This window comes from Peptoniphilus harei, from assembly GCF_900454685.1.
Taxonomy (GTDB): domain Bacteria; phylum Bacillota; class Clostridia; order Tissierellales; family Peptoniphilaceae; genus Peptoniphilus_A; species Peptoniphilus_A harei.
This window is the reverse complement of the sequence record NZ_UATM01000032.1, coordinates 1,595,862-1,608,092: the sequence shown is the minus strand read 5'-3', so window position 1 is coordinate 1,608,092 and position 12,231 is coordinate 1,595,862. Positions and strand designations below refer to the sequence as shown.

At 34.2% G+C, this 12,231-nt stretch carries 9 protein-coding genes and 1 other annotated feature; of the genes, 8 read left to right on the top strand and 1 reads right to left on the bottom strand.

Annotated elements, in window-relative coordinates; all coding sequences use genetic code 11:
* The first annotated feature begins 16 nt into the window (after positions 1-16).
* From DRZ96_RS08965 to DRZ96_RS08950, 4 genes are all read left to right on the top strand, one after another.
* The gene (locus DRZ96_RS08965) at positions 17-325 is read left to right on the top strand and encodes a CD1247 N-terminal domain-containing protein (RefSeq protein ID WP_112890385.1); all 309 of its coding nucleotides are present in this window, start codon (positions 17-19) and stop codon (positions 323-325) included.
* 89 nt (positions 326-414) lie between these two features.
* On the top strand, positions 415-1,680 hold the full coding sequence (locus tag DRZ96_RS08960) for a dihydroorotase (RefSeq protein WP_112890384.1): 1,266 nt from the start codon (positions 415-417) through the stop codon (positions 1,678-1,680).
* 90 nt (positions 1,681-1,770) lie between these two features.
* Positions 1,771-3,528 carry a DUF4153 domain-containing protein gene (locus tag DRZ96_RS08955; RefSeq protein WP_236587191.1) on the top strand — a complete coding sequence of 586 codons (1,758 nt, stop codon included), beginning with the start codon at positions 1,771-1,773 and terminating at the stop codon, positions 3,526-3,528.
* 10 nt (positions 3,529-3,538) lie between these two features.
* Complete coding sequence (locus DRZ96_RS08950) at positions 3,539-4,090, top strand: hypothetical protein (RefSeq protein WP_112890383.1); 552 nt, start codon at positions 3,539-3,541, stop codon at positions 4,088-4,090.
* A gap of 52 nt (positions 4,091-4,142) precedes the next feature.
* Here the strand turns inward: DRZ96_RS08950 and DRZ96_RS08945 are convergent, their stop codons facing one another.
* Positions 4,143-5,777, bottom strand: a complete 1,635-nt coding sequence (locus DRZ96_RS08945; protein WP_112890382.1) for a putative manganese-dependent inorganic diphosphatase — start codon at positions 5,775-5,777, stop codon at positions 4,143-4,145.
* A 79-nt stretch (positions 5,778-5,856) separates the two neighbouring features.
* Here DRZ96_RS08945 and DRZ96_RS08940 point away from each other — a divergent pair, with 79 nt between their 5' ends.
* The 4 genes from DRZ96_RS08940 (at position 5,857) to ileS (ending at position 12,217) form a co-directional block, all read left to right on the top strand.
* On the top strand, positions 5,857-7,071 hold the full coding sequence (locus tag DRZ96_RS08940; RefSeq protein WP_236587190.1) for a BaiN/RdsA family NAD(P)/FAD-dependent oxidoreductase: 1,215 nt from the start codon (positions 5,857-5,859) through the stop codon (positions 7,069-7,071).
* A gap of 72 nt (positions 7,072-7,143) precedes the next feature.
* A complete protein-coding gene (locus tag DRZ96_RS08935) occupies positions 7,144-8,421 on the top strand; it encodes an NAD(P)H-dependent oxidoreductase (RefSeq protein ID WP_112890381.1) in 1,278 nt (425 codons plus the stop codon).
* 35 nt (positions 8,422-8,456) lie between these two features.
* A complete protein-coding gene (locus DRZ96_RS08930) occupies positions 8,457-8,867 on the top strand; it encodes an RrF2 family transcriptional regulator (RefSeq protein WP_112890380.1) in 411 nt (136 codons plus the stop codon).
* Positions 8,862-9,051 (top strand) — a binding site (T-box leader). It overlaps the preceding gene by 6 nt.
* Positions 9,052-9,115: 64 nt before the next feature.
* On the top strand, positions 9,116-12,217 hold the full coding sequence (ileS, locus tag DRZ96_RS08925; protein ID WP_112890379.1) for an isoleucine--tRNA ligase: 3,102 nt from the start codon (positions 9,116-9,118) through the stop codon (positions 12,215-12,217).
* Positions 12,218-12,231: the final 14 nt, after the last annotated feature.

Genomic DNA, 12,231 nt, shown 5'->3' with positions numbered 1-12,231 from the left:
GAAACTTGGAGGAAACATGGAATATTTATTAAAGAGAATATCTTACTTACGAGGTCTTTGTGATGGATATGATTTAGACACTACTACAAATGAAGGAAAAATTATTTCTGAACTTGTAGATATTCTAAGTGATGTTATCGATGAAATGAGAGAATCTCGTGAAGAAATTGAAGACTATGTAGATATTATTGAAGAAGATCTTGCTGATCTTGAAGATTATGTTTATGAAAATGATGACATTGAATTCGACCTTTATGATGATGATTTCGACTTTGACGATTTAGAAATTTATGACGAAGACGAAGAAGAGGCAGAAGAAGAATAAAATATTTTAAAAGGCGAGGTTAACCCTCGTCTTTTTTAGGATGTAGAATTTTATTTGATTTTTTAAGATTTTATTTAAGAGGAGTTTATATGATAATTAAAGGTGGAAGAGTTCTTGATCCAGTATCTAAAAGAGATGAAGTTATAGACATAAAGATTGAAGATGGGAAAATTATAAAGATTGCAAAAGATATTGAAGCATCAAGTGACAAGGAAGAAGTTATTGATGCAAGAGAAAAAGTCGTAGTCCCAGGCCTAATAGATGTCCATGTTCACTTTAGAGATCCTGGTCAAACTCAAAAGGAAGACCTAGTGACAGGAAGCCAAGCTGCCATTGCTGGTGGCTTTACTAGTGTGGTCCAAATGGCAAACACAAGTCCAAAAATTGATTCTAAGGAAAAAATAATTGAACATTACAAGAAGGCCAGAGACTTACCCCTAAAAGTTTTTACAGTTTCAGCTCTTACAAAAAATTTTGGAGACTTAGAACTAGTTGATATGGAAGAAAATTTTAAGAGGGGAGCAGTTGCCTTCACTGATGATGGAATCCCAAATAGGAATTCTGAACTTATACTTGAAGCAATGAACAGGGCCAAAGACCTTGATGCAATTATTTCCTTCCACGAAGAAGACCCAGACTTAATTGGACAAAATGGAATAAACCATTCAGAAGTTTCAGAAAAACTTGGAATATATGGTTCACCTAATATTGCAGAGACATCTTTTATAGCAAGAGACGTGGCTATGGCAATCTATACTGGGGCAAAAATTTCTATCCAACATATTTCCACAGGACTTGGAGTAGACCTTGTGAAGTTTGGAAAGGAAATGGGCGCAAATATTTATGCAGAAGTAACACCCCACCACATAGCTCTAAATGATTCTGCAGTTTTAGAATATGGAAGTCTTGCAAAAATGAATCCTCCACTAAGGAGTGAAGAGGATAGACTTAGAATTATTAAGGGAATAAAAGAAGGAACAATAGAAATTATTGCAACAGACCATGCCCCTCACACTGCAGAAGAAAAATCTAAAGAAATAACTAAGGCTCCATCGGGAATAATCGGTCTTGAGACGTCTTTTTCAATTTGCTATGAAAATTTAGTTTTGACAGAAGAAATTAGCCTTATGAAATTAATTGAACTCATGTCTACAAATCCAGCAAGAATTTATGGACTTGAGGGAGGAGAAATAAGCCAAGGAAAAATTGCTGACCTTGCAATAATAGATCTCGATAGTGAATATAAGATAGATAAATATAAATCTAAATCTTCTAATACACCTTTCAAGGATAAGACCCTTAGAGGGGAAGTCCTATATACAATCTCTGAAGGAGAACTTGTATACAAAAAATAAATATGTCAAAGTGGATACAATGATAAAGGTTTAAGTGAAATTCTTTAAAAATTATTGTCTTTAGTATATTATTAAAAAAGGGAGGTAATTATGAAAAAACTTAATATTAAAATTCTTGATTTTAAAAGTATAAAAGATACTTTTAAAAGATTTCCCTTTACAATAATATCAGCTACACTTGCAAGTATATTTTTGATACTAGCGACTTATGATCAAAATGCAGAAGACTTTAACAATAAAATGATAACTTACGGATTAGTTTTTATCTTTGCCATATTTTTATATGCATTTATAAGACTTTTCAATGAAGGATTAAGAAATTTTTATGATCTAAAAAACTTAAAAAATAATAATTTATTAAAAATAATTTCTTATGTTGTAAGCTTGCCCATACTTTATGGAATTTACGAATTAGTATCTAATGAGGCAGGTCCTTTGACAAAATATGATGATAATTTGGTTTTCTTTACCCTGATAGCATCACTAATAGTGGCATCTTCCTTTGTAGCAAAATTTAATTATCACGAAGACTATGTAGCCTATGTTGCAAAAATCTTAAGAGCCTTTATAATTTCCAACATTTACAGCTTTATAGTTTTTGTAGGAGTTTCTGCTATAGTATTTGCCCTGGATTCACTTTTTAAATTTAGTTTTGGATCCTTAGTTTATTTAAGAATTGGAATATTTTCCTTTATCTTATTTAACGTGATAACTTTTTTCCAAGATTTTCCAAAGGTGAGGGACTCCTTTACAGACTACAAGTATCCCAAACCCTTTAGGATTCTTTTGGTCTATATATTTACGCCACTTGTAATTATTTATGCTTTAATTCTCTTGGCATACTTTATAAAGATTTTAGTACTTTGGCAAATCCCAAATAACTTAATAGTAAATCTTGTAATTTGGTTCGCATCTTTTTCTGTGGTTTACTTGTTTTTCCTTTCAAGAGTGGACTCAATTGGATTTATAAATAAATTTAAAATTATTTTTCCAATAAGTTTATTCCCTCTGCTTGGGATGATGTTTTTTGCAATTTACCTAAGAATTGGGGAATATGGACTTACAGAAAACAGATACATTGTATTAGCTGTAGGACTTTGGGTATTTTTATCCTTAATTTACTATATTTTTTATAGAGAAAATTCAAATATAACTGTGCCAATTTTCTTAGCTGCCATTATATTGATAACTGGAATTGGGCCAGCCTCTGCAACAAGACTTAGAACTAGGTCACAAAATGCTAGGTTTGAAAAACTCTTAAAGGAGAACAACATGATTGCTGGAGAAGACATAAGGTCTGATGTGAAGCTCGATAGCTTTGTAAAAAACCAAATAATAGATATAGTTTCTTATATGGATAAGAGAGACAGACTTGAAGAGTTAAAATATCTTCCAAAGGAATTTAAACTTAGCGAAGAAAGTTTCACAAGAGTCTTTGGCTTCTCTAATAAAGTTGAAAACCAATCTTATCTTGGTTACTCTTACACTGATGGCATTGTCGACGAAGGAGAACTTGGATTTAATTTAGATATAGAAGGATATAAGAATATTATTTTTGTTTACTCACTAGATAAGGAAGCGAAATCTGGGGACTATAAGTTTGAAAAAAATAATAAAGAAATAAATATTTATAAAAAAGCTAATGGTGACTACAGGCTTAAGAAGTCTATTGATCTAGTGGCCCTAAGGGATAAACTGAAAACTCTTAAAAAGACTAAGGAGCAAATAAAGTTAGAAGACCTAGCAATAGAAGATGACAACTATAAAATCTATTTCACAAATATTTATTTTGGCAATGAAGACAAGATGGAAAATGCCTATATTGAATTCTATCTCTTGACTAAGTAGGAGGCATAAATTGTATTATATAAATTTTGAAAATGATGTTTTTATTGATGAAAACATAGACCTTTCACACCTAAAAGACCTTGTAAGAATTTACCTTAATAGGTGCGATTCTTATCAAATCACAGTTTTAAAAGAAGACAAGAAATCAAAAAAACTTGTAGATGACTTGGCTGTTTATTCAGATGAAAATGGATACGAGTATATCTTGCAAGGCATCATTGATGAAGACTTTAAAAAATTAATTTTAGAAAATCTTATAGGTGAAAGTGCCTTAAACTTTATGGGCTTAAGTCTTTATGATGATGGAATTTTAAAATTAGAAATCTTAAATTATGGAAGCGAAGTTTACATCTATGGCTTTGACAAAAAAACTGTAGTAGAATTTGCCGATGAACTTGAAAAAGTTTATGGAATAAAAGAAGTCAACGTCTATATAGATGAAAACAGTGAAGAGGATAATGACCACCACCAACACGACCACGATCATGACCATTCATGTGGGTGCGATTCCCATGATGATCACGACGGTTCATGTGGCTGTGGTGAGTCTTGTAACAATTAAACTAACAAAAATAAGAGTCTATCACTTGATAGACTCTTATTTTTTTATCTTCTTATGAAATTTCTTCTGATATTGCTGAGGAAATCTTTGGTAAAAGTTGTTTTTTTCTTGAGAGAAGACCTTCTGATAAAAACTTATCTCCAACTAGGTTCTTGTCAAATTTTCTTGCAATAGCTTCCTTGAAGGAACCTGCCAAGATGACTTCGGAAACTTCTTTAAAAATGTCTGTAATCATTAGGACGAAAGTCTCTGCATCAGATGTAGCTACAAAGTTTTCCATGGTCTCTTTTAGTTCATTTTCAACTGAAGCTGTTGACTCTAGGTCCATGGTAAAAATTTGGCAGACCCTTACATTAACTCCTTCAACAGAAAAGTTTTTAACATCAGACTTTAAAAGTTCATCAGGTTTTCTGCCTTCAAGGCTCGTGCCTGCACGGAACATCTTCATGGCAAAGTCATCAACATCAATGGCTGCAATTTTTTTCATCTTGTTTAAGACATACTTATCTGTCTCAGTTGAAGTTGGTGACCTAAAGAGTAAGGTGTCAGAAATGATTGCTGCACAAAGAAGTCCAGCAACTTCACGAGATGGTTTGATCCCATTTTCAAAAAACATCTTTGAAACAATTGTAGCAGTTGATCCCACAGGTTCGTTCCTAAAATAAATTGGGGAAGATGTGGAGATATTTGCAACCCTATGGTGGTCCACAATTTGAACAATTTCTGCAGCGTCAATGTCGTCAATAGATTGGTTCCTCTCGTTGTGGTCTACTAAAATTATTTTCTTCTTTAAATTTGAAATCAAGTGGTATCTTGAAATATTTCCTATAACCTTGTTCTTGTTGTCAAGGACTGGATATGACCTAAATCTCGATTGAGACATTTTTTCTCTTACGTCGTCAATTAAATCGTCTTTGTGAAAAACTACTAGGTCATCTCTTGTCATTACATATTCAACAGGCACAGCTTGAGGCAAAAGTCTTGCCACCATAAAGGTAGATAGGCCAGTTGAAATCACTGCAACATTATTTTCTTTTGCAAGCTCCATGAGTTCATCGTCAAGCTTACTAGAAATAGTTAGGATTAAAAGAGAAACTCCTTTTCTTATTACAGATTCTTGGTCCTTTACATCGTCACCAACAATTACAATGTCCCCTTCGCTTATAAGGTCTTGATTTTTTATGGCTTTGACAGCCATCTTGCCAGTGAATTTTCTTGGATCTTTGGGAAGATAGAGGACCTTTCCCTTAAGTACTTCTAAAATATTTTCGAAACTTGTATTAGACCTGCCAATAATTGAGTCGTCCCAAATTTCCATGTAAGTTGATGCTATGTTGGAAAGACTCACTATCCCAATTAAGTTGTCATCGTCATCAACTACAGGGAGTGAACTAATATTATTTTTTTGAATTAGGTCCATGGCAGAGGCCATAGAAAGACTTGGGTTGACACAGTAAGCTGCATCAATTTCTATGTCGCGAACTTGTGGCTTAATAGAAGTTTTTAGCCTTGGTCTTTGGACCTTAAAGTAGTCTAGGACAAATTCTGTTTCCCTATTTAGGTTTCCCAATCTAATTGCTTCAGCGTCTTCGCCCATCTTGTTTTTTAATTCTGCAAGGGCTATGGCAGAACATATGCTATCAGTATCTGGATTTTTGTGACCAGTTATATAAATTTTATTTTTCATACATCCTCCAAATTTCTAAGTCATTATAACATAAAATGGCTTAAATCTTGTAAAATTATATGAACTTAGGATATAATTTATGAGTGATAATATGGATATAATAATAATTGGCGCAGGGGCAAGTGGAATTGTCACTGCAATAAATGCAAAAAATGAAAACAACAAGGTAATTCTTTTAGAAAAAAATGACAGGATTGGGAAAAAATTGTTGGCCACAGGCAACGGAAGGTGCAATTACACCAACATGAACTTGACTGAGAAAAATTATTCTTCTCCTGACTTTGTAAAAAGAACCCTAGAAGAATTTACTAACGAAGATCTTATAAATCACTTTAAAATTTTAGGACTTGAATCAACTCGTGACGGAGAAAGAGTCTATCCCATAAGCTTAAAGGCAAATTCTGTTTTAAATATTCTTATTTATTGGCTTGAGAAAAAGGGAATAGAAATAAAAACTAATTCGCAAGTTAAGGAAATCAAGAAGAGAAAAAAGGGCTATGAGCTTATAACTAATGACGAGACTCTCAAGGCTGATGTAGTGGTAGCTGCCTTTGGTGGCAAGGCCATGCCAGCAAGTGGGTCCGATGGAGTTAGCTTTGAAATCCTAAAAAAGATGGGAATAAGGGTTACTGATTTAAAACCAGCTCTTACTCAGTTAAAACTTGACTCAAAATATTTAAAACACCTAAGTGGGACAAAGGTCCTAGGTCGTGCAAGGCTATTAAAGGATGAAAAACTTGTAGATGAGAGAGAAGGGGAAATTTTATTTACTAACTACGGAATTAGTGGTCCACCAATTCTAGATATGTCGGTAAATATTAGTGATAATAACATAATTGAAGTTCCCCTTATAAATAACTTAAATGAAGATAGCATCGATATGCTCTACAACAGGTATTACATGTTCCCAGACTTTTCACTTGAAGAATTTTTGCTGGGTATTGTAGACAAAAAGTTTATCCACTATATAGTTGACTCGCTAAATATGGACAAAAATATTGCCATGAACATGATTCCTGTTGGAGACTTTGAAAAGATTGTTGGACTACTTTTAAAATCTCGTTTTAGAGTAACAGGAAACACTGGATTTAAAAATGCCCAAGTGACAAGAGGTGGAGTTTCTCTTGATGAAGTAAATCCAGAAAACTATGAATCAAAAAAATTTAAGGACCTCTATATAATTGGAGAGGCCCTAGACATTGATGGGGACTGTGGTGGTTACAATCTTCACTTTGCCTTTAGCTGCGGCTATAGGCTCGGAAAAATATTGAGGGAAAAAAGCAATTTGCAATAGAAGTTAAATCAGATTAAAATAGTCTTTGCGATTAATTTTGAAATTATATCTTGCAATAGATTTGGAGGAAGTATGTTTTATTTACAGAAAAAATTAAAGGAATTTGGGAATATTTCTGTTGGAATTGTTGGTTCAGGTATTATGGGAAGCTCGCTTTTCACTTTGCTTAGCCAAAATGAAAATTTTTATCCCCTTGTATTTGCGTCAAGAAATAAAAAAACTTTGGAAGCTGCCATTGATGCAGCAAATATAGATAAAAATGACCTTGCCTTTACTGATGACATAGAAGAAGCTAAGAAGCTTTTAAAAGAAAAAAAATATATTGGAACTACGAATAATTTAATAGCTGCATCCCTTGTAGATTGCCTAGTGGATTGCACTGGAGATACAGAGACAGGAACAAGGCTTTCTCTTATTGCTATTGAGAACAAGGTTGACATTGTCAGCCTCAATGTGGAAATGGATGCAACTGTTGGTCCTTATTTAAAAGTCTTGGCAGATGAAAAGGGAGTAGTTTATTCTGGAACTAAGGGAGACGAACCTGGTGCAATTGTAGAAATTTATGAATTTGCAAAAACTTGTGGCTTTGAAGTCCTAGTCTTAGGCAAGGGTAAAAATAATGAATTAAATAATTATGCTACACCAGACACTTTAAGGGAAGCAGCAGAAAAAAAGGGAATAAACCCTAGGATGCTAACCTCCTTTGTTGACGGAACAAACACAATGATTGAACTCAATGCAGTTTGCAATGCCCTTGGATTTGTGCCAGACGTAAGAGGCTGTCACTTTATAGATACTGATCCAAAAAGTATTTCAGATGACTTCAAGCTAAAAGAAGATGGGGGAATTTTAAATTCCTATGGAGTTGTTGACTTTGCAACGGGGATTGCTCCAGGAGTTTTTGCAGTAGTAAGACCAAAATCAGACATAATAGATAAGGAAATGAAGTATCTTTCTATGGGAGAAGGTCCAAACTACGCTATTTATAGGCCCTATCACTTGACTAGCATCGAGACAATTGTTTCTATTATAAATGCTGTTGTATTAAGAGATGAATCTATTGCTCCTATTGGAAGGCCTTTTGCTGAAACAGTTTCTGTAGCCAAGAGGGATATCAAAAAGGGAGAGGCCTTTGATTCTATTGGTGGAGAAATGATTTTTGGAAGTCTTGAGAAGAAGGAAGACCAAGAGAAAGGAAACCACCTACCAATAGGGATAGTAACTGAAGGTGCTATTGCCAAGAGGGATATTAAAAAGGGAAGTCTACTCACTTACGATGATGTTTCTCTAAACCAGGACTCAGAAATTGTTAAGTTGAGAAAAATTCAAGATGACTATTTTAAATTGTGAACATTGATGGTATAATATCGTAAATAGGTGATAATATGAGAATAACACAAGAAACAGACTATGCATTTCGTATTGTAAGTTATCTTGCTAAGAACGAGGGAAAGGTAATTGGAGCACCACAAATTGCTGAGAGCGAAGGTGTTACAAAAAGATTTACACTTAGAATCCTTAGAAAATTAAACTTAGCTGGTATTACAGATGCGAAGAGGGGATCTAAGGGCGGATATTTTTTAAATAAACCCAAGGAAGAAATCACTTTATATGATATACTTATAGCTGTAGATGGCCCTATTGTAATCAATAGGTGTCTACAAGAAGAAGAATCTTTCTGCAGCAAGCACCCTGAAGGAGATACAAGACACTGTAAATTCCATGTGGCACTTGCTGGTATGCAATCAGAAATAATTAAAATGTTTAAAAGTCAAACAATTGACAATTTCATATAGGCTTTGATGAGGACGGTAACTTCTAGAAAGTAAGAGAACAGTTGGTTGGTGCAAAACTGCCTTTCGAAATTTTACATATCACCTCGGAGCCCAAGAGTCAAAAGCTCTTGCGCTATTTTGCGTTATAATATTAAGTGATAGTTTCCTATAATTAGGGTGGTACCGCGGTTAGTTCGTCCCTTCTCTTTTGAGAAGGGGCTTTTTTTATACAAAATTTTTTATAAAAAAAGGAAGAAAAGGAGTTTTAGATGAAAGTATTTAAAGAATTATCTAAAGACAGTGTAAGTGTTAGAGAAGAAAATGTCTCAAAATTTTGGGACGAAATAGATCTTCTACACAAATCTGTTGAAACAAGAAAAGACGGAGAAAATTATATCTTATATGAGGGACCTCCAACAGCAAATGGTAAGCCAGGCATCCACCATGTCATGGCAAGAACTCTTAAAGACTTGACTTGTAGATACCATACAATGCTTGGTTACCAAGTTAAGAGAAAAGCTGGTTGGGATACACATGGTCTTCCAGTAGAAATTGAAGTTGAAAAAAGATTAGGACTTCACAACAAGCAAGACATTGAGTCCTATGGTGTTGAAGCCTTTAATAAAAAATGTAGAGAATCTGTTTTCGAATATGAAAAGGAATGGAGAAAGCTTACAAGAAGAATGGGATACTTAACTGACCTAGACCATCCTTATATAACTCTTGAAAATGATTATATTGAATCAGTTTGGCACATACTTGATAAGATGTTTAAGGACGGCCTAATTTATGAAGGTCACAAAATAGTTCCTTATTGTGCAAGATGTGGTACTGGACTTGCATCTCACGAAGTTGCTCAAGGTTATGAAGAAATCAAAACCACAACAGCAACTTGTAAATTTAAATTAAAAGACAAGGATAATGAATACTTCTTGGCATGGACAACTACTCCATGGACACTTCCATCTAACGTTGCCCTTGCTGTCAACCCTAAGGTTGAATATATAAAAGTTAAGCACTCTGACGGAAATATTTACTATGTAGCTAAGTCACTTGCAAAGCAAGTATTTAAAGATGATGAATATGAAGTCTTAGAAGAGATGCTTGGCAAGGACCTTGAGTATATAGAATATGAACAACTTCTTAAATTCCTAGAAGTTGACAAGAAGGCCTTCTTTGTAATCTGTGCTGATTATGTAACAACTGATGATGGTACTGGTATAGTTCACATTGCTCCTGCCTTTGGTGAAGATGACTACCAAACTGCAAGGGGATATGACCTACCAATGCTAAAACCAGTTGATGAAGATGGTAAGTTTACAGACACACCTTGGAAGGGTCAATTTGTAATTGATGCTGACCACGATGTTCTTCACTATTTAATTGACAATAATCTTATGTTCTCAAAACAAAAGATGCTTCACAACTATCCACACTGCTGGAGATGTCACACTCCACTTATTTACTACGCTCACCCATCATGGTATATAGAAGTAACTAAGTTCAAGGATAAACTAATTGAAAACAACAATGGAGTTAACTGGTTCCCAGACTTTGTTGGAGAAAAGAGATTTGGCAACTGGCTAGAAAACTTAAATGACTGGGCAATCTCCAGATCAAGATATTGGGGTACTCCACTTCCAATTTGGAGATGTGAATGTGGTCACACAGAATCTGTTGGCTCAATTGAAGATTTGAGAAATAAGGCCATAGAAGATGTGGCAGAAGATGTTGAACTTCATAGACCTTATGTTGATGACATCCACCTTAAGTGTCCTAAGTGTGGAAAACCAATGACAAGAGAAGCAGACGTAATTGACGTTTGGTTCGACTCTGGTGCTATGCCTTTTGCTCAATGGCACTATCCATTTGAAAACAAGGACAACTTTGATGAACTTTTCCCATCAGACTTTATTTGTGAAGGGATAGACCAAACAAGAGGTTGGTTCTACTCTCTTATTGCAATATCAACTTACATGACAGGCAAGAGTCCTTATAAGAATGTACTTGTTAACGACCTTATCCTTGATAAGGAAGGCAAGAAGATGTCAAAATCACGTGGCAACACAGTTGCACCTTTTGAGCTCTTTGACAAGTATGGTGCTGACGTTGTTAGGTGGTACCTACTTTATGTATCTCCACCATGGACTCCAACAAAATTCGATGAAGATGGACTTCGTGAAATTGAATCAAAATTCTTTAGATCTTTAAGAAACACTTACAACTTCTTCAGTCTATATGCAAATACAGATAAGATTGACCCAAGAGAAGTAAAAGTTTCTTATGACGACCTTGAAGAAATCGACAAGTGGTTATTGTCTAAGTACAATAGACTTGTTAAAATTGTAAGAGAAGATATGGATGCATTCGAACTTACAAAAGTTGTAAGAGAAATCCAAGACTTCGTAATAGAAGATATTTCCAACTGGTATATCAGAAGAAATAGAAGAAGATTCTGGAAGACTGACAAGGACAACACTAAGGTTGCAGTATACAAGACAACTTATGAAGTCCTACTCGGCGTTACGAAGTTAATTGCACCTATGGTTCCATTCCTAGCAGAAGAATTATTTAAGTCACTTACAGATGAAGAATCAGTTCACTTAGCTGACTATCCAACTTATGATGAAAACATGATTAACGACAAGGTTGAAGAAAAAATGGACCTTGTAAGAGATCTTGTAACTCTAGGAAGAGCATCAAGAGAAGAAGCTAAGATCAAGGTTAGACAACCACTTTCTAAGGTAATCATCGACGGAAAGTATAAGGAAATCATTGGCGACTTAACTGAACTTATTAAAGAAGAGCTTAATGTAAAAGAAGTTCAATTCGAAGAAGACCTTTCAGAATTTATGGAATTTGAACTTAAACCAAACTTCAGAGTTTGTGGAAGTATTTTAGGTTCAAAGGTTAAAGAATTTGGCAAAGTTTTAAGAGAAGCTGATGCAAAAGAATTACTTGGAAAACTTGAAGAAGGAAAAGTAAGTCTTGAACTTGGTGGAGAAGAAACAGAAATTGAAAGAGATTATGTTGAAGTTAAGATTTCTGCAAAAGAAGGCTTCGACGTAATAATGGAAAATAACCTCTTTATAATCTTAGATACAGAACTTAACGAAGAACTTTTAAATGAAGGTTATGTAAGAGAATTTGTATCAAAGATCCAACAACTTAGAAAGAAAAAAGACCTAGACATTCTTGACAACATAAAAATTTCTTATAAGTCTGACGATGAAGTTGAAAAAGCTATTGAAGCTGACAAGGAATTTATTAAGTCAGAAACTCTTGCTCTTGAAGTTGTTAATGAAGACAATGATGCAGAAGTTGAAAACCTAAATGGTCACGACATAAAAATAAATATAGAAAAAATGTAAAAAATAAAGGCTCT